General features: G+C 69.0%; 24 protein-coding genes. 19 read left to right on the forward strand and 5 right to left on the reverse strand.

The genetic code is table 11. The annotated features are described in order from the left end of the window. Positions 1 to 40: 40 nt before the first annotated feature. Complete coding sequence (locus ACZ6DT_RS02680; protein ID WP_465587575.1) at positions 41 to 466, forward strand: head-tail connector protein; 426 nt, start codon at positions 41 to 43, stop codon at positions 464 to 466. Next, entirely contained in the window at positions 457 to 786 is a 330-nt protein-coding gene (locus tag ACZ6DT_RS02685; protein ID WP_465587577.1) for a hypothetical protein, read from the forward strand. Before ACZ6DT_RS02680 ends, ACZ6DT_RS02685 begins: the two co-directional genes overlap by 10 nt. 40 nt (positions 787 to 826) lie before the next feature. Here ACZ6DT_RS02685 and ACZ6DT_RS02690 read toward each other — a convergent pair whose 3' ends face one another. Then, positions 827 to 1,075: a hypothetical protein gene (locus tag ACZ6DT_RS02690; protein WP_465587580.1), complete on the reverse strand. Its 249-nt coding sequence runs from the start codon at positions 1,073 to 1,075 to the stop codon at positions 827 to 829. A gap of 114 nt (positions 1,076 to 1,189) precedes the next feature. Between ACZ6DT_RS02690 and ACZ6DT_RS02695 the strand changes: the two genes are divergently transcribed. From ACZ6DT_RS02695 to ACZ6DT_RS02775, 17 genes are all read left to right on the forward strand, one after another. Beyond that, positions 1,190 to 1,534, forward strand: a complete 345-nt coding sequence (locus tag ACZ6DT_RS02695) for a hypothetical protein (RefSeq protein ID WP_465587583.1) — start codon at positions 1,190 to 1,192, stop codon at positions 1,532 to 1,534. Further along, on the forward strand, positions 1,531 to 1,959 hold the full coding sequence (locus tag ACZ6DT_RS02700) for a minor capsid protein (RefSeq protein WP_465587586.1): 429 nt from the start codon (positions 1,531 to 1,533) through the stop codon (positions 1,957 to 1,959). The genes ACZ6DT_RS02695 and ACZ6DT_RS02700 overlap by 4 nt, the downstream gene beginning before the upstream one ends. A 24-nt stretch (positions 1,960 to 1,983) precedes the next feature. Continuing rightward, entirely contained in the window at positions 1,984 to 2,496 is a 513-nt protein-coding gene (locus ACZ6DT_RS02705) for a hypothetical protein (RefSeq protein WP_465587589.1), read from the forward strand. An 18-nt stretch (positions 2,497 to 2,514) separates the two neighbouring features. Beyond that, positions 2,515 to 3,036, forward strand: coding sequence for a phage tail tube protein (locus tag ACZ6DT_RS02710; RefSeq protein WP_465587591.1), 522 nt, complete (start codon positions 2,515 to 2,517; stop codon positions 3,034 to 3,036). Then, on the forward strand, positions 3,036 to 3,581 hold the full coding sequence (locus ACZ6DT_RS02715; RefSeq protein WP_465587593.1) for a DUF7426 family protein: 546 nt from the start codon (positions 3,036 to 3,038) through the stop codon (positions 3,579 to 3,581). Before ACZ6DT_RS02710 ends, ACZ6DT_RS02715 begins: the two co-directional genes overlap by 1 nt. A 184-nt stretch (positions 3,582 to 3,765) precedes the next feature. Beyond that, positions 3,766 to 6,162, forward strand: a complete 2,397-nt coding sequence (locus ACZ6DT_RS02720) for a phage tail protein (RefSeq protein ID WP_465587596.1) — start codon at positions 3,766 to 3,768, stop codon at positions 6,160 to 6,162. Then, complete coding sequence (locus ACZ6DT_RS02725; protein ID WP_465587598.1) at positions 6,162 to 7,046, forward strand: phage tail family protein; 885 nt, start codon at positions 6,162 to 6,164, stop codon at positions 7,044 to 7,046. Before ACZ6DT_RS02720 ends, ACZ6DT_RS02725 begins: the two co-directional genes overlap by 1 nt. Positions 7,047 to 7,061: 15 nt before the next feature. Next, a complete protein-coding gene (locus ACZ6DT_RS02730) occupies positions 7,062 to 8,261 on the forward strand; it encodes a hypothetical protein (RefSeq protein ID WP_465587601.1) in 1,200 nt (399 codons plus the stop codon). Then, entirely contained in the window at positions 8,261 to 9,394 is a 1,134-nt protein-coding gene (locus ACZ6DT_RS02735; RefSeq protein ID WP_465587604.1) for a hypothetical protein, read from the forward strand. Before ACZ6DT_RS02730 ends, ACZ6DT_RS02735 begins: the two co-directional genes overlap by 1 nt. Then, positions 9,394 to 10,143, forward strand: coding sequence for a hypothetical protein (locus ACZ6DT_RS02740; protein WP_465587606.1), 750 nt, complete (start codon positions 9,394 to 9,396; stop codon positions 10,141 to 10,143). The genes ACZ6DT_RS02735 and ACZ6DT_RS02740 overlap by 1 nt, the downstream gene beginning before the upstream one ends. A 70-nt stretch (positions 10,144 to 10,213) precedes the next feature. Next, positions 10,214 to 10,600, forward strand: coding sequence for a hypothetical protein (locus ACZ6DT_RS02745; protein ID WP_465587609.1), 387 nt, complete (start codon positions 10,214 to 10,216; stop codon positions 10,598 to 10,600). Between the two features lie 4 nt (positions 10,601 to 10,604). After that, positions 10,605 to 11,618, forward strand: coding sequence for a glycoside hydrolase family 25 protein (locus ACZ6DT_RS02750; protein ID WP_465587611.1), 1,014 nt, complete (start codon positions 10,605 to 10,607; stop codon positions 11,616 to 11,618). A gap of 2 nt (positions 11,619 to 11,620) precedes the next feature. Next, positions 11,621 to 11,929, forward strand: a complete 309-nt coding sequence (locus ACZ6DT_RS02755; protein ID WP_465587614.1) for a hypothetical protein — start codon at positions 11,621 to 11,623, stop codon at positions 11,927 to 11,929. Positions 11,930 to 11,932: 3 nt separating this feature from the next. Further along, the gene (locus ACZ6DT_RS02760) at positions 11,933 to 12,283 is read left to right on the forward strand and encodes a hypothetical protein (RefSeq protein ID WP_465587615.1); all 351 of its coding nucleotides are present in this window, start codon (positions 11,933 to 11,935) and stop codon (positions 12,281 to 12,283) included. Then, a complete protein-coding gene (locus ACZ6DT_RS02765; RefSeq protein WP_465587617.1) occupies positions 12,270 to 12,572 on the forward strand; it encodes a hypothetical protein in 303 nt (100 codons plus the stop codon). Before ACZ6DT_RS02760 ends, ACZ6DT_RS02765 begins: the two co-directional genes overlap by 14 nt. 13 nt (positions 12,573 to 12,585) lie before the next feature. Then, on the forward strand, positions 12,586 to 13,629 hold the full coding sequence (locus ACZ6DT_RS02770; protein WP_465587620.1) for a hypothetical protein: 1,044 nt from the start codon (positions 12,586 to 12,588) through the stop codon (positions 13,627 to 13,629). Then, entirely contained in the window at positions 13,629 to 14,246 is a 618-nt protein-coding gene (locus tag ACZ6DT_RS02775) for a hypothetical protein (protein ID WP_465587622.1), read from the forward strand. The genes ACZ6DT_RS02770 and ACZ6DT_RS02775 overlap by 1 nt, the downstream gene beginning before the upstream one ends. Positions 14,247 to 14,254: 8 nt before the next feature. On the opposite strand, the gene ACZ6DT_RS02780 is transcribed toward ACZ6DT_RS02775, so the two are convergent. The 4 genes from ACZ6DT_RS02780 to ACZ6DT_RS02795 all read right to left on the reverse strand — a co-directional run bounded on the left by ACZ6DT_RS02780 (position 14,255) and on the right by ACZ6DT_RS02795 (position 17,617). Continuing rightward, on the reverse strand, positions 14,255 to 14,686 hold the full coding sequence (locus tag ACZ6DT_RS02780) for an NUDIX hydrolase (protein WP_465587625.1): 432 nt from the start codon (positions 14,684 to 14,686) through the stop codon (positions 14,255 to 14,257). Positions 14,687 to 14,788: 102 nt separating this feature from the next. Further along, on the reverse strand, positions 14,789 to 15,430 hold the full coding sequence (tmk, locus tag ACZ6DT_RS02785) for a dTMP kinase (RefSeq protein WP_465587628.1): 642 nt from the start codon (positions 15,428 to 15,430) through the stop codon (positions 14,789 to 14,791). Continuing rightward, positions 15,427 to 16,890 carry a B12-binding domain-containing radical SAM protein gene (locus tag ACZ6DT_RS02790; protein WP_465587630.1) on the reverse strand — a complete coding sequence of 488 codons (1,464 nt, stop codon included), beginning with the start codon at positions 16,888 to 16,890 and terminating at the stop codon, positions 15,427 to 15,429. The genes tmk and ACZ6DT_RS02790 overlap by 4 nt, the downstream gene beginning before the upstream one ends. After that, complete coding sequence (locus tag ACZ6DT_RS02795; protein ID WP_465587633.1) at positions 16,868 to 17,617, reverse strand: DNA glycosylase family protein; 750 nt, start codon at positions 17,615 to 17,617, stop codon at positions 16,868 to 16,870. The genes ACZ6DT_RS02790 and ACZ6DT_RS02795 overlap by 23 nt, the downstream gene beginning before the upstream one ends. Positions 17,618 to 17,710 lie beyond the last annotated feature (93 nt).

The raw sequence follows: 17,710 nt of genomic DNA on the forward strand, positions 1-17,710 counted from the left end.
GGGCGGCGGCCACGATTCCCAGCAGCGAAAGGGGGCTGTCGTGGCGCGCGTGTACGCCACCGCCGAGGACTACGCGAACTGGCTCGACCTCACCACCCCACCCGAAGGCATCACCCGGCAACTTGCCCGCGCGTCGCAGCTCGTCGACTGGCTGCTCGTCACCGCGGTCTACCTCACCGATCCGGCCGGCTACCCGGCCGACCCGGACGTGCGGGCAGCGGTACGCGACGCCGCTTGCGCCACTGTCGCATGGTGGGAAGACACCGGCGACGACTCCGGCGCGGCCGCCCGGTTCACCTCCGCCGGCATCGGGTCCGTGAACCTCACCCGGGCGACCACCGCGGCCGCCGGCACACCCGGCGCCGCGCAGGCTGCCCGGCTCGCACCCGAGGCCATGCAGATACTCGCCGCGGCCGGCTTGCTCGGCGACGGTCCGGTCGAGCAGGAGGCCGCCCGGTGGCGCTGACCATGCCCGCGTTCCTGCTCCCGCACACCGTGACCGTCAAGCCTTACACCGGCAGCGGGGCGTACGGGCCGAGTTACGGCCGGCCGTTCACCCTCCGCCGCGCCTACGTCGAGGACCGTCGGCGCCTGGTCCGGGCGACTGATGGCGCCGAGACCATCAGCGAAACGACCGTGATCACCAGGCCCGGACCGGTGATACCGGCTGGTTCGGAGGTCACCGTGTGGCCCGGTACGCCGGCCGAGCGCACAGCGACCGTGATCACCTCGAGCACGTTCGACCACCCCAGCGCGCCGGCGGACCTCGAGATCACCCTCACCTGACGGGTGGTGAGTCTCCGCTACCTGAGGGTTCCGTACCAGCTCACCTACTCGCGACGCCCAACTCGAAAGAGGCGGTGTCTTTGAGCAGGCCGGCGCGTGTGTTCACGTTGTTGATCTCGCCGGTCTGTGGGTCTGAATTGATGTTCGTGTTCAAGGCGGCGACATGGTCTAGCAGGTCGAGGTTATTGAGGCTGCCGTCGAGGAGGCCAGCGTTGGCCCCAGGAGCGGCCAGTAACAGCGTGGCCGCAACCGCCGCAAAGGAGATGGCAATTTTTCCGAGAATGCGCATGGCGCAATCTATAGAGCCAAACAGCCGCAGTGTCGATACCTCGAAAGGCTGAATCGACGCTTGATCAGACGGCGCCTGTGGTCACAGGTGCGGCTCACAGTCAGAGGAGGCCCCATGCGGCTCAAGACCGAACTTCACTGGACCGGCGACCACGTCCTTGAGGACTTCACCCGCGGCGCTGAGAAGGGCGTCAAGCTCGCCGCCGAGCACGTCCGCAGCGTCGCCGCAAACCGAGCGCCCAAGGACACCGGCGCCCTTCGCAACACCGGCACGGCGACCACCGACGGGCTCACCGGTGCTGTCTCGTTCGACACCGAGTACGCCGTGCGCCAGCACGAAGAGACCACCTGGCACCACGAAGACGGCGAAGCGAAGTACCTCGAGACCGCACTCGACGACGAGATCGACGTCGCCCGCCAGATCATCGCCGCGCAGATCCGCAAGGCCACCCGCTCATGAGGTTCGTCGCCGAACTGAGCGACCTCATCGCCCGCCACCTCGCCGCGGCCGGCGTCGGAACCTACCGAGCCGATGCCGGCTACGCGGCCGCCGAGACCGGCATCGTGTTCGGCGGCCTGCCCGCTGACCCGCCGCGCGCGCTCGCCTTGCTGCTCTACCCGCTCAACCACGACACCGACGCCGACGCCGAGTACGGCCTGCGCATCCGCTTCCGCTCCGCCGGCCACGACCCGCGCGACCTGTTCGACCTCGTCGACGCCGCGTTCGACGCGCTCGCCGGCGCCGGCGAGCAGCAACTCGGCCTCGGCGTCCACCTGGTCACGCGCGAGACCTCGAACCCCAGCGGCATCGACCAGAACGGCCGCCACGTGCACACCGACACCTACCGGATTCGGGCGCATCACCCGACGCGGTACCGAAAGTAGAGTTAAGAGCGATATGTTCGCCCGATGTCAAACACCCAAGTTCCCCTTTGGGTCCCTATCGGCGTCGGCCTCCTAGGAATGATCGGCATAATCGCCGGTCAATTAGTCAACGCATGGCGAGAGTCCAAGAAGCTGGTGCGCGAAGAAACATACCGCCGCCTTGCCCACTGGCGAGATACGCGACTTGAGATTTACAGTCAGATTGTCGAACTCGCACACGACGCAGCAGAAAATCTTGCTGAGTCCGTACTCTCAGACGACAGGACCAAAGAAGGACTTAAACACTATGACATCAGCATCGAGCAATATAAACAGCTAAGCAAATTCAGATCCAGAATGCTGGTTCTCGCCGATTCGCAAGTGTTTGACCGCTTCACCGAGTATTGTGATCTATTACTCTCGACCCAGAACCCATGCCTCGACTATCACGCGGGCAAGGCAACCAGGGAAGAAGCCTTCGAAGCGATTCGCCTACTTCACAAAGAAAAAAACCGAATGGCCATGGCCATGAGAGAAGATCTCGGCCTTTTCAATTAACTGATCGGAGAGTCGTCTATGCCTTTACGTTCCATGCTCGCCAGCGATTGGGCGCTCGAGGTCGACACGGCCGCGAGCAGCGCCACTGCCCCGCAGTGGACACCGGTTCGCGGACTGTCGAACTTCTCCGAGACCACCGACGACAACACCGAGGACGACTCGACCAACGACGCGCCCGGGTGGGGCGCGGACGTCATCACGCAGCGGAAATGGAAGATCGAGGCCGAGGGCAAGCGCAAGCAGGACACCAGCGCGAGCGCCTACACCCCCGACCCCGGACAGGAGTTCATCCGCAAGGCCGCGCGCAAGGTCGGTTTCGAGGCTGACGTGCACGTACGGTGGTTCCGTCGCGACGGTTCGCCAGACGCGTCCGAGGGATGGGCGCAGGTGTCGGAGTTCACCAAGGGCGGCGAAACCACCGACCTCGAGCCGTTCAACTTCTCGTTGCTGGGCCAGGGCGAGCCGCTGGAGATCGCCAGCCCGGTGACCACGCCGCCGGCCGGCGGTGCCGCGGCCGCGTCGACGAGCGGGGGTAAGTGATGGCGTATCGGGATCTCGACGAGCTGCTCGACGGTGGGCTCGAGCTGCCCATCGGCGGCAAGGTCTACGCCGTACCGCCGGTCGACGCCGAGACGGGTCTGCGGTTGCAGCGGTTGCACGACTGGATGTTCGGTGTGGCGGCCGCGGTCAAGGCGCACGAGGACGACCCCGACGCCGGCGAGCTGTCGGTGCCCGAACCGGGCGGCGAACTGCTGTCCGACGCGCAGGAAATCGACATGTACCGCAAGTCGCTCGGCCCGGCCTACGACGAGATGGTCGCCGACGGTGTCGCGTGGCCGCGGTTCAAGGTCGCCGGCATGACGGCGTTTCTGCACCACACGCAGAGCCCGGAGGCCGCCGAGGCGTACTGGAACGCCGGTGGTCGCCCGGAAGCCTCGGCGGGGAATCGGGCGAGCCGTCGCGCGGCGGCCCGATCGACCCCGCGACAGGCATCCGGGAGTGGTACGACCCGGACACGGAAGGCGGCGCCAGCGCCGGCCCGCGCTGGTCGGACATCTTCGCGCGCTGGTCACTCGTCGAGCTAGACCTGCACGAGGTCTACGGGCTCGACCTCGAGTCACCCGGCCTGCTGCGCGCCCGCTCGTGGCGCTGGCTGCGCATCCGCATCGCCGGTCTGTTCTCCACCGACGCCAGCCGGCTACGCCGCGCGCTGTACCCGGAGGCTGACCGCCCCCGCCCCTGATTGAGCAGCGGGCGGGGGGTGGTCGCGTGGCGCTCACCATCGGCGAGCTTGTCGGGTATCTGCGCATCGACGACAAGGGCGTCGCCGGCAAGCTCGCGCAGGCCCGCGCCCGGTTCGCCGCCGCGGCGCGAGACACCGACGTCTACGACAACGCGCTCACGCGCGCGGGTCGCTCCGCGCGCGACATGGCGATCTCGGCCGGTGCGAGCGCGCTCAAGGTCGGTGCGCTCGCCGGTGCGGCCAACCTCGCCGGTGGCGCGCTCGTGGCGCTCGGCGGTGGGCTCGCGACCGCGTCGGGGGCGCTGCTGATCCTGCCGGGCGCCGCGGTCGCGGGCGGGGCCGCGTTGGTCGCGCTCAAGGTGGGGCTGTCCGGGTTCGGCGACGCCCTGAAGGCGATGGACGACCCGGCCGCGTTCGCCGAGGCCACCGCGAAACTCGCCCCAGCCGCACGCGACACGGCGAACGCCGTGCGCGCCCTGGCGCCGGCGTGGGACGCGGTCAAGCGCTCGGTACAGCAAGAGCTGTTCGCCGAGATGGGCGACGTGGTGCGCCAGCTCGGCGGGCAGTACATGCCGATACTCAAGCGCGGCATGACCGACGTCGCCTCGAGTTTCGGCGTCGGCGCTGCTGGGTTGGCCGCGTTCCTGCGCGAGGCGCAGACCGGGCGCGACGTCGCGACGATCTTCGACAACTCCTCGACTGCGGTGGCCAACCTCGGCCAGACCGTGCAGCCGCTCGCGCAGGTGTTCCGCGACGTGGCGACGGTCGGGTCGACGGTGTTCGCCGACCTCACCACCGGCGCTGGCTCGGCCGCCGAGCGGTTCGCCGCGTTCATCTCCGCGGCTCGTGAGTCCGGGCAGCTCGAGGCGTGGATGCGCAACGGGCTCAACGCGCTACAGCAGCTCGGCCAGCTCGCCGGCAACGTCGGCGGCATCATCTCGGCCGTCTTCTCGGCGATGTCGACGAACGGCGTGTCGACCCTCGACGTGCTCGTGCAGGCAACCGGCGCCGTGCGGGACTTCCTCAACTCCGCCGAAGGCGCCACCCTGCTACACCAGGTCTTCGGCGGCATCGCCGCAGCCGGCCGCGGCCTGGCCCCGGTGTTCGCCGAGATCGGTCGCGTTCTGGTGTCCGACGTCGGCCCGGCGATAGCCACGCTCGGCCCGCAGCTCGGCGCCGCGCTCGCCTCGCTGGCGCCCGCCGTCGCCCCGCTGGGCAGCGTGCTCGCCGCCCTGGCACCGGTGGTCGCCGCGGTCGCGCAGAGCTTGGCCGGCGGACTGGCCTCGGCCGTGACGTCGCTCGAGCCGGCCGTCGTCGCCCTGGCTCCCGGTCTGGCCACGCTCGCGAGCCAGATCGGCACAGTTCTCGCCGCGGCGCTCCAGGTGGCCGGCCCGCTTCTGGCGATGCTGGCCGGTTTCCTGTCCGACAACATGACGTGGCTCGGCCCTCTGGCGATCGGGTTTGCGACCGTCGCCGTGGCTGCCGGTCCGCTCACGACGTTGATAGGTGGCCTCTCGACCGCGTTTCGCACAGCGACGACGGTTTTTAACGCCTTGCGGGTCGCGATGATGACCAACCCGTTTATTTTGATCGCAACGGCCGTCGCGCTTCTCGCCGTGTTGATCATCTCGAATTGGGACACGATCAAGTCCGCGATTGGCGCCGCTCTCGATTGGATCGGAAATTTCATTTCCGGCGCCGTCGACTTTATCGTCGATCTGTTTTTGAACTGGTCACTTCCCGGTCTGATCATCAAGCATTGGGACACCATCGTGGCTGGGGTCCGTACCGCGGTGAACTGGGTCCTTGACGCGGTCGCGTGGCTCGGCTCCCTGCCGGGCAAGGTGGCGGGCTGGTTCGGGGATCTGACGCGGGCCGCGATAGGCAAGGCGGCCGAGCTGGTCAACTGGCTACGCGGTTTGCCGGGGCGCGTGCTCGACGGGCTCGGCAATTTCGGCTCGCTTCTGCTGAACGCCGGACGTGACTTGCTCACCGGTTTGTGGAACGGGATTCAGAATGCGGCGAGCTGGCTTAAAAACAAGGTTCTCGGCTTCTTTGGCAACTTGCTCCCGGGATGGGCTAAAGACATTCTTGGGATCAACTCGCCGTCGACCGTTTTCGCTGGTATCGGCCGGTGGATTCCGCCCGGTCTGGCCGGCGGCATCGACAAGGCGGCCGGCGTCGCGCTGCGCTCGGCGTCCGATCTCGCGACCCGTGTGTCGGACACGATGGCGGCCGGTTTGACCACACCGGCGCTCGCGTTCGCCGGAACGCCTGGCACCGGCGCCGCTGGTGCGGCCGGCGCGTACTCGGCGACCGGGACCCGGGCGACCGTCCACATTGACCAGTTCCACGCGACACCGGCGCAGTCGCCGGCCGACATCGCCGGCGAGCTGGACTGGCTGAGCCGCGGGGGTGGGTAGTGGCTGCTGGGCACCTGATTACCCGCGATGGACAACTCGAGTGGCGCGGCACCCTGCTCGGTGCAGGTACGGCCTACGGGTGGCGCGCCCTCGAGGGATGGCTCGACCTGCCGCAGATGCGCGGCGGCGACGTCGACCGCCCCGGACAACACGGCGCGTTCCCGGGGCAGTTGCTCGCACAGTCGCGCACGATCTCCTACTCGTTCGTGATCTCGGCGCGGCGCGCCACGCGCGAGCAGTTCACCGCTGCGGTTGACCTGCTGCGAGTGGCCACCACGCCGACCGAGAACCCCGACGAGGAACCGCTCGTGATCCGACTCGCCGGCCGGACCTGGCAGGCGCTCGCCCGGTGCACGCGCCGGTCGGTGCCGACCGGGCTCGCCTACGACGCCGGCTACGTCGCCGGCGCGGTGCAGTGGGTCGCCACCGATCCGCGGTTGCTCGAGCTGCCCGGCTACACCGCCTCGACCACACTCGGCGCAGTCGGCACCGGCGGGCTTGGCTTCCCTGTGCGGTTCCCGATGCCGTTCGGCGCGGCCGCCCGCGGCGGCGTCATCACCTGGACCAACACCGGCACGGCCGAAGCGTGGCCGGTCTGGCGCATCGCCGGCCCGGTCCGCGGTCCTTCGATCACCCGACGCGACACCGGGCAGGCGCTCGAGTTCGATCCGGACTGGATCATTCCGGCCGGCCAAGTCGTCGAGGTCGACACGCTCGCCCGAACCGTGTTGTTCGTCGGTAGCAACGTCTCGGCCTCCGACCGCCTGTTCACCCGCGGATGGTTCAGCTTCCCGCCCGGCCGCGCAGTACAGGCCGTTTTCGCTTCCGCCGCAACGAGTTCCGACTCGCGCCTGTCGGTGACCGTGCACAACACCGCGATGTGAAACGGAGGTTTTCCCATGCCTGAACGGAATTCGTGGGCCGTCGGTTCCGACACCGCACCACTGATCACCACCGAAGATGCCCGGCTCGCGGTGTCCGCACTGCTCATCCCGGGGCCAAGCGGGATCACCGCGCGCGATGGCATCCGGCCCGGCCCCGGCACCCCGGGCCGCGTGCACGCGGCCGGAACGGCAAGCGGCTCGATCGTCGTCGAGCCGTTCCAAGGCAGCATCCGCGCCTCGCGCGGCATCGGCTCGTACCTGGTGTCGCTGGACAGCCCGAAGACGCTCGACGTGCTCGCCGTACCGGCTGACCCGGCGAACGACCGTCACGACCTGGTGATCGCGCAGCAGTCCGACGCGTTCTACCTCGACACTGCGACGAAGTTCGAGGTTCGGCTCGTGCGCGGGACCGCCTCGGCGACGCCGGGCGACCCCGTCGTCGACGGCTCGCGCGACTGGTTCACCCTCGCCCGTGTCCGGGTGACCGCCGGCGCGGACAAGATCACCGACGCAATGATCGACCCGCTACCGCCCGGGTGGACGGTCACCCTCGGCGGCCTGCTGCCCGTGGGCAGCGTCACCGAACGCAACGCGGTCGCCGCCTACGCCGGGCAAGCGGTCTACCGGCTCGACAAGGGGTGGACCGAGGTGTACGACGGTGCCGCGTGGCGGGTGCGCGGGCAGGTGACCGCGGCCGTGCTCGCCGACATCACCAACCCATACCCCGGTCAACTCGTCGTACTCGCTGGCACCGGCGGGCTCTACCGCTGGAACGGTGAGAAGTGGCTGTACGCCGCGCTCATGAGCGGCGCGACGCCGGGCGGCGACTGGACCATCACCACCAACCAACCGACCTCGAACGCCCCGACCCTGCTCACCTTCCCGCAAGTCAACCGGCCACCGGTCGGCATCACGCTCAACGGCGGGGTGTTCACCATCGGTGAACCCGGGTGGTGGGATCTCTCGCTGAACCTGCGGTACACCATCGTGAACACCGACAAGTACGCCATGATCGGCGGCTCGTCCTCGGGCAACCTGTTCGCCAAGGACAGCACCGCCGGCGGCGGCAACAACATCTCGGCCTCTACCTCGAGGTGGCTCGACAAAGGCGCGCAAATCCGGTGCTACGGCTACTCCGGTGCACCTAGCGCGGTCACCAAAGAATCGTCCGGCGACCTCATCAGCGGCTTTACCGCGGTATGGCGGGGTCCCTGATGCGGCTGCCCACCTACGCCTACTTGGTCGCCGACCTGCGCAGCGGCCGCGTGCTCGACGAGCTGCCGCTCACCGGCGTCAAGTACAACAAGCCGTTGAACGACTCCGGGAAGTTCTCCGGCACCTGGGACCTGACCCGGCATCCCTCGAGCACGCGCCGCGACCCGTACGAGCTGACCATGCCGGCCCGCCGCGCGCTCTACGTAATGCGCGACGACCGGCCCATGTGGGGCGGAATTATCTGGACCCGCAAGTACGACAGCAGCTCGCACAAGGTCGAGGTCGCCGGCGCGGACTGGTGGAGCTACTTCGATCACCGCAAAGTACTCCCGGTACTGCCGGCCGCACCGCTCCCGCTGGACCACGTCGCCGGCCTGAAGATGGCAGCGAACGACGTCGAGCAAAACGACCTCGCCCGCGCACTGGTGCAGCTCGCGCAGACGCACGCCGGCGGCGATATCGGCATTGAGTTCGACGACTCGCAATCGTTCATCTACCGCGACCGCACCTACACCGGACACGAGTTGACCTCGGTCGGCGAAGCTCTGCGACAGCTCGCCGCAGTGATCAACGGCCCCGACATCATGTTCGGCGTCGCCCCCGGCACCGGTGGTCGCGTCCGGCGCGTCATGCGCGTGGGCACGCCGCGGCTCGGCCAGACCGGGACCGCGCACGTGTGGGAGACCGGCGGCAACATCGTCAACTACACGTGGCCCTCGGACGCAACCCGCATGGCAACCCGCACGTTCGCCAGCGGCGACGGCATGGCCGAGGGAACCCCGATCGCCGTCGCCGAGGACGTCGACAAGTACACGCAGCACTGGCCGTTGCTTGAATCGGAACAGGGCTACACCAGCGTGTCCGACGCCAACACGCTGCAAGGCCACGCCGACGCCGACCAGCTCGTCGCCCGGCTGCCCGTCGCCCTGCCCACGCTTACCATCCGCGGCAACACCGCGCCCTACGTCGGGGAGTGGGACACCGGCGACGACGTCCGTGTCGCCATCCGCGATGAGTTCATCCGCCGCGGCCTGGACACCGCCATGCGGATCGTCGACGCGCAGTACGCGCCGAGCGAAGCCGCCGAAACCGTCACCATCACCATGAGCCCGCTCATCGAGGACGCCGCCTAATGCAGGTCAACCAGCCTTCCAACATCATCGACCGCGTCCTCGCCCTGGAACGCGAACTAGCCGCCGTCCGCAAGAAAGTCGGCTTGTCCTCGGCCATCATCACCCGCGGCGGCTTGACCCTCGCCGACGACAGCTACATCAAGATGACCGACTCCGACGGCGTCGAAATCCTCTACGTCGGCCCGGACTCCCAAGGCAAACAACGGTTTGTGCTCCGCCGCGAAGGTGGCGCAACCCTCATGTACACCGCGGGCGCGTCGCAGTACGGCCGCGACTACTGGGCGATGACCGACTCGTCGGGCCGCATCATCGTCTCCGACAGCGCCGAAACCGGAGTCGGCCTCGCCCGGCCGTGGTTGCCTGTTCCGCTCTACGCGCAGTTCATCCCGCACACCTACACCGACAATCCCGACATCGGCGAAGCCTCCGGATACATGAGCATCAACGTCAGCAAGCTCGCGGGGGAAACCACGCTGTGGGAAGGCCGCGCTTCGGTCTCGCACGCATGGATGAGCATCGATGGCGTCTGGGGATGGGCCGTAGACCAGCCCAACGTCACCTACCGGCTCAAGCTCGACGGAACCGAAGTCGGCGCGTGGAACATCAACGGAGGCGTTGTCGTCACTAGGCAAGGCCGCTACAGCGTCGCCGAGTTCGTCGGCCGCGATTGGGTCAAGGTCGAGGTGACCGCCTCGGCCACCGGTTCCGGCGTCCTGGCCTGTCAAGTCCTCGGCTGCTACTTCCTCTAACTCTTCCCGCTCCACTGGCCGCGACATGCGGCCATCTCGTCATGCCCTGACACCGCAAGGAAACCGCCCCGTGAATCTCGCCGATCTGACGGCGCTCGACATCGCCGGGACGGCGGGTGTCGCTGTGGCCGCCTATCTGATCATCCGCCGTATCTGGACCGCGGCCCGTAACGCCGGTCGCGGCCTGCGTCGGCTCGTGCACTTCGCCGACGACTGGTTCGGCGAGCCCGAACGCGACGGCGTCCCCGCCCGCCCCGGCGTCATGGAACGCATTTCTTCCATTGAAACCGCCGGCGCCGACACCCGCGACGACGTCCGCGGCCTGGTCGAGCGGGTCGACCGCGTCGAGCACGAACTACGCCCCAACTCCGGCGCGAGTCTGCGCGACGCAATCGACCGCGTCGAGAACGCCGTCGCCGACACCCCGAACACCAAACCAGCAAAGGAAAAGAGGTGATCCGATGCTCTGGGGCATCGACATCAGCCGCCATCAGGGCGGCTCGTTCGACCTCGCGCGCGCCGCCCGCGAGGGCATCGCCTACGCGATTTTCAAGGCCACTGAGGGCAATACGTGGCGCGACCCGCAGTTCGCCCGCAACCTCGCCGCCGGCCGTGACGCCGGCCTGATCGTGGCCGCCTACCACTTCGTACGTAGCGATTCCTCGGCTGCCGCGCAGCTCGCCAACATCGCAAGCGTTGTCCCGAAAGACGTCCCGCTGATTCTCGACGTCGAATCCATCAAGCAGAACGGCAAGGTAGTCAGCGCGCCATCTCTGGCGCTCGTGCGTGAGCTGTACGGCAAGGTGCTCGCCGCCGGCTACCGCTCGCCGCTGATCTACCTTCCCCGCTGGTACTGGCAGACCTGGGGCTCTCCCGCTCTCGACGGCCTGCCTCCGCTGTGGAGTTCCCGTTACCTGGACTACAACGGCGGCACCCCGGCTCAGATTTTCCAGCGCATCCCGGGCCGTTTCTGGCTCGGCTACGGCGGATTGTCCGCGCCGCTGCTCCAGTTCACCAGCTCGGCCACCGTCGCCGGGCACGCACCGGTCGACGCGAACGCCTTCGACGGCACCCGTGAGCAGTTCGCCGCCTTGCTCGGTTCCTCATCCCATTCAGAGAAAGAGGTCGATATGCCCGCCATTCCTGTGTCCCTGCCCCACTCTGCCGACTGGAATTACGTTGCGCTTCCGTTCGAGAGCAACGTCAACTCGACGGTGGTCGGCGACGCCTGGTTCACGATCTTTGCCGCGTGGGGTGAGGTCGAATACGAGGTCGTCACCATCGGCAGCGGGCTCAAGCTCGTGGGTCTGACCGGCACCGCGCCGACGGGCGGCCGGCTCGCCGACCGGCAGCGCAATTACTGGCAGGTGCCCAGCGGCATCGAGGGCATTGCGCTCCGATACCGCTCGCGCGACGCCGCCGGCAACGTCACCAACGGCCGTCTTGGCTACTCGTTCCCGCAGAAGGCGAAGTGACCATGACCGAACCCACCCCGCAGCGCCAGTTCGGCGAGCGGCTCGCCGCGTGGCTCCGTTCGGACCGCGTCACGTCGTGGGTGCGCACCGTCGTTCCCGCGCTCTGGTCCGCCGGCGTCGCCTACCTGGTCGCGCTCGGCCTGCCCGCGTGGCTCACCGAGCCGGCGAACAACCTCGGTCAGACGGCCGCCGTGCCGATCGTGCTCGGCGCCGTCTACGCCGGCTTGCGCTGGCTCGAGCCGCGGGTGCCGAGCTGGCTCGCGCGATTCCTGCTCGGCTCGACCCGTCCACCCACCTACCCGCAGGAGTAACCCGTGCCCGCCCTGCACGACGACGTCGTGATCGAGAAGGGCGCCGAGTGGGGTCGAGCGTGGCCGGTCACCTCTGGTGGCCGGCCGCTCGACCTTTCCGGGTGGACGGTGCGCGCGCAGGTCCGAGAGCGGATCGACGCCGGCGACGTGCTGCACGAGTGGTCAACCGCGGCCGGCAACGCCAGCACCGCGGACTCGCGGGTCACGCTCACGGTGACCGCGGCGACCTCGCGCGCCTGGCCGTGGCTCGCCGGCATCTACGACGTGCTGCTCATCGACCCCACCGGCCGCGTCGCCCGGATCGTCGAGGGCACCGTGCGCGTGTCTCGGGGGGTGACCCGTGACAGCCCTTGAACCCGAAGCCGGCCCGCCGGTCGCGCTCGACTGGCTCGCCATCGGCGCCCCCGTCGACACCGCCCCGCCCGGCGAACCTGGCGACGTCCTCGAGTTCGGCCACCGCCACGAGCAGACCATCGCGGCCGCGGTCTGGAACATCTTCCATCCGCTCTCGTTCACCCCCGCCGGCGTGCACGTCATCGAGTCCACCGGCGAGCCGCTGCTCGGCGTGGTCACCTACCCGGCCGCCGAACACGTCCGCATCGAGTTTTCCGCGCCGTGCTCCGGCGTGGCCTACCTGAGCTAGGAGAGCCCCGACCATGGCCGACTTGAAGTTCGGCACCCACACCGACCACGGGCTCAACGAAGCCCGCAACCTGGTCGCGCACAAGGTCGCCAGCCTGCCCGCCGGCGCCGAGGCGCAGGTCATCTACCACAACGGGCGATTGAAGATCCGCGACGCCGCCGGCAACTGGATCGACCCGACCGCCCGCGCCAACCACACCGGCAACCAGCCGGCCTCGACCGTGTCCGACCTGCGCGCGACCGTCACGGGCTACCGGCTCGACGAGTTCGCCGCACCCACCGCGCCCGTTAACGCCGGCGCCCAGCGCATCACCAACGCCGCCCCGGGCTCGGCCGCCGGCGACCTCGCCACGTACGGGCAGCTCCAAGACGCCGTAGCCGCCGCGGCCGCCGGCGTCTCGTTCAAAGCCGCCGTACGCCTGGCCACCACCGGCCCCATCACCCGCACCGGGCTCGCCGCCGTCGACGGCATCACCCCCAACGCCGACGACCGGGTGCTCGTCAAGGCCCAGGCCGACCCCGTCGAGAACGGCATCTACCTCGCCAAGGCGGGCGCATGGGCGCGCACCGCAGACGCCGACAACCCCGGAGACCTGCGCGGCGGCGCCGTCGTCGCCGTCGAGGAAGGCGCCACCAACGGCGACCGGCTCTACCTGCTCACCACCAACGGCAGCGTCTCGCCCGGAGTGACCGGGCAGACGTGGGCCGTCTACGGCACCGGGTCGGACGGCTTCACCCTCGCCGGCGCCGGTCTGCTCGCCGTCGGCGCGGACACGATCGCCGTTGGCGCCGGCCCCGGCATCGTGGTCACCGCGGACGCGGTCGTCGTCGACACGGCCGTCGTCGCCCGCAAGGTCATCGCCGACGTCACGCCAGCCGCGGCCGGCCCGGTCACCATCCGGCACGGGCTCGGAAATCAGTTCGTCGACGTCTCGGTCTACGACATCAGCACCACCACGCCGGCGCTCGTGCTCACGGGCGTGGACCTCACCGACGCCGACAACGTCGCACTGTCGTTCGGCGGCGCCGGCGCCTACCGCGTGGTGGTGGTCGGGTAGTGGCCGGCGCACTCGAGTACCGCGGACCGGCCCCGGTCGACGGGGTCGACGTCGCCACGATGGGGCAGCTACCCACCGCCGAAGCGCAAGCCACCGACACCACGCTCTACGGCGACCAGGTCTCGACGCTCCGGCGCGCCGATGCCATCTGGGGCGAGACCCTCTCGCCCGGCTACCTCACCGTGTGGGCGACCATCGCGTCGCGCTCGCTCGCCTCGACGTTGGCGAAGTTCTGCGTCTACGCCGTGCACACGGGGCTCACGGGGTTTGACTTCGGCGTCTACGTCGGGCCGAACGTGTCCAGCCTCGACCGCAAGGTCACGGTGTCCGGGCTGAGCTGGATAGCCACCGCCGGCATGAAGTCGGTCAACCTCGGCACGGTCGCCGTCAACCGCGGCGACGCCGTCGCGTTCGCCGGACTCACCACCGGCAGCGGGACCGCGCCGAGGCTCGCCTCGACCACACCGGCCACCGGCGCCGGCGCGTCCGCGCTGCTCAACGAAACCCCCTACAGCGTGTACCGCTCCGGACAGGTCGCCCCGTTGCCGTTGACGCTCAACCTGAACGATGCCGCGTGGACCAGGGCAAATCAGAAGTTCTGGGGCTCACTGCGCTGAACAGCCGGTCAGGCGAGCACAGGCCGCGGCTGGTCGGCCCAGCCGAGCAAGCCGAAAGGGACACCGTCGAGGTAGGCGCGGATACCGGCGAGCGGATACGGGATCACGTCGTCGGGCAGGTTGTCGAGCGGAAACCACTCGACGGCCGAGCACTTGTCGGGCTCCCGGTTGTACGGCTCGCCGGACCAGCGGCGGGCCTCGAAGAACACGCCCAGCCGCGGCACGGGTCCGGACCCGGCGACGTGCAACGTGTGTACGTGACGCAGGTCGGCCGGGTCGATGAGCACGCCGACCTCTTCGCTGCCCTCGCGCGCCGCGCCAGCGGGCAGCGACTCGTTGGCGTCGAGCTTGCCGGAGGGGAGGTGCCACATCCCGCCGCCGTACGTTCCGCGGCGCTGGATGAGCAAGAGATCATCGCCGCGGACGAGCAGAACATGCACGTCAATGATGGTGTGTTGGCCGTTGGGCATCCGGTGAAGATCCTCACGGGTGGCGGGTGCTGAACCTGCGAGCCCGCCCGCGCCGGCGGGCTCGCAGGCAGGCTACGCCGTTGCCACTTCGGCGGCGGGACCCTCCACCAGCTCGGCGATTCGGTCCGTGAGATAGGTAGCGACCTTCGTCGGTGAGGCTCCGCCGGTGTCCACGGCGAGGACGGGATACCGCCACCGCGCGAGCCGTTCCGCGGCCTTTTCGTACAGCTCGCTTTCCCGGCGGCTGCTGTCCTCGCCGGTGTGGAACCGGTCGTGCGCGCCGCGGGCAGCGACCCGCGCCGCCGTCACGTCCGGTGGCGCCTGCAAGATGACGGCGAGGTCGGGCACGTCGGCCGCCGCGTTGATCGCCTCGACGAAGGGCAGCGGGACGCCGTCCATGCATTGCAGCACGTAGGACGAGGCGACGTAGCGGTCGCAGACGACGATGGACCCCGCGGCGAGGTGCGGCCGCACCTCCTGCTCGAGGTGGTGATACCGATCGGCGGCGACCAGACACGCGAGCGTGTGCCCGCGGTAGGTGTCGGTGTTGCGCCGGGCGGTTTCGCCGAGTACGCCGTGCGACGGCTGCGTCGTGGCGTGCACCGTGAACCCGCGCCTGCCGAGGTACTCGCGTAGCAGGCGGGTTGTCGTGGTCTTGCCGACGCCGGCCGGGCCGTCGATGGTGACGAACGCCCCGCGGTTCCATCGCCTCACGCGGCCGCCTTCCGGTCGTACTGCGCGCGGGAGATCGTGACGAGGTTGCGCCGGATGTAGTCGATGGGCGCCTCGCTCAACTGGATGTTGACGGAGAAATTGAACTCGTCGCGCTCGCGCATCGACTCGTCGACGCCGGCCGCGGTGAGGTCAACGGCGCTGTAGTTGAGCAGCGCCTCGGCCGTGTAGTCGCCGGACTTCATCAGCTCGGCCCAGTCGGGCGTACCGGGGTACGGGCGGTACTCGAACGCCGAGGCCCGGAACCGGCCCGGATGCTTGTCGGTGATGTCCCACAGGTCGTGAACGAGCCGCACGGTGTCGTCGATCTCGGCACAGGTCTCGGTCGGAAACCCCAGGATGAAATAGCCCTTGACGTTGATCCCGCGCTCGACGAGCCGCCGCACCACAGTGCGCGCCATGTCCGGAGTGATGCGCTTGTCGATCCGCTCGAGCATCCGCGCGTTGCCGGACTCGACGCCGAGCGCGACCTCGCGCAGGCCGTTTGCGGCGAGGGTGTCGAGCATGGCGTCGCTCGTGCGGTGCAGCACGTTGATTCGGCCGGTGGCGTCCCACTGCGCCCAGTCGCCGACGTGGTCGGCGGTGAACGCGGTCATCATCGTCTTGATGACGCGCGGGACGCCGAGGAACAGGTCGTCGACGAACCGGAAGGCGTTCACGCCGGTGCCGCGGAGCTGGTCCATTTCGTTGAGGATGTTGTGCGGTTCGCGGGTCCGGATGGTGATGTCCGGATTGGCCGAGACCGCCGCGCCGCAGAACGAACAGTCGTAGGGGCAGCCGCGAGCGCCGACCATGTTCGCCTCGAGACGGCCGACGTCGTGGTGCGGGTCCTGCGCGAGGTAGCCGCGGTCGACGAATGGCAACCCGTTGATGTCCGGCGCCAAGTGGTGGCCGTTCTTGAGGCCCATGCCGCCCGTGACCGGGGTGCGCATGATCGGGTCGAGCCACATCACCCCGGGCAGCTCGGTCCGTCGGCGGTGGTCGTCAAGCAGGACGGCGACCCGGGTCTCGCCCTCGCCGATCACCAGGGCTTCGCACTGGCTCATCCGCTGGTCGAGCAGGATCTCGGCCGGCATGGCTTTCGCCTGGTGGCCGCCGAGCATGAGCATGATGTCGCGGTCGAGGCGCTCGGCAATCCGTGCGCTGATCTCGTACGTCGGCGCCAGCAGGTTGAACCCGACCCACCGCGGCGCGGCTGCGTTCACCAGGCGGCCAGTCTGTTCAACGCCGAGCCCGTGCGCCTCGGCGTCGAGCACGCCGACGTTGAAACCCTTCGCGGCCGCGTAGGTGGCGATATAGGCCATGCCGAGCACGGGCAACGTGAAGTCATTCACCCGCGGGCGCTCGTCGTAGTCGCGCAACGGCGCGTTGACGAACAGCAGATCGATCTTTCGGCGGAGATCGGCGCCGGCGATCAGGTCAGAGAGCAACTCCGGTTGCATGTCGAACTCCCCAAGCGAGGGTGAGCAGCGTCCACTCGGACAACTGCGCGCCGGCCATCGCTTGCCACACCCGCCCGAACTCAGGTTCGGGTTTCGGCCAGTCGACCGAAGGGGCGAGCTTGCCCGCCCAGGTGCGCACCGCAAGGTCAGCGAAGGGATAGAGGCTGTAGTCGTTGGTGACGTCGGCGACCGCGGCGCCGGCCGTCCACGGGCCGATCCGACGCACGCCCTGCACCGCGGCGACGAGCTGCTCGCCCGTCATATCCGTCCAGTCCTCGGCAGCCTTGAGGCTTGCCTCGGCGGCCGAACGCAGGGCGCCGCGAAAGAACTTCATGCGCAGCACGTCGAACTCAGCGTCGGACAAGGCGAGCACAGTCTCAGGCGAGGGGAACAACCACGCCGGACCGGCCGCGGTGTCGTACCGCTCGCCGTAGGCTTCGCAGAACCGGCGGTAGTTCTCGCGCGCGGTCCCGGCCTTGATCACCTGGCGGGTAACCGCCGTGCCGAGCGCTTCCCACACATCCGAAGTCCGCACGCGCGCGACCGGGCCATCGGTCCGCAGCGGCTCGCACACCGTCGCGTCGCCCACCAGTGTTCGCGGGTCGATCGTGTCGACGACCGGGGCGACGTCCGTGTCGCCAGCAAGCCGAACGACGTCGACCAGATGCCCGCCGGCAGGCTCCGGCGTACAGATCACCGACCACACCGAGCCAGCCGACCGGAGCACACGCCGAGCGCACCCGTCGTCGCCACGCAGCCATCCGGGGTGGTCAAGCATCATGTTCGGTTGCGGCACGTTCGGCCCTTCTCGTGTTGGTAA

This window comes from Amycolatopsis sp. NPDC041971, assembly GCF_055588925.1.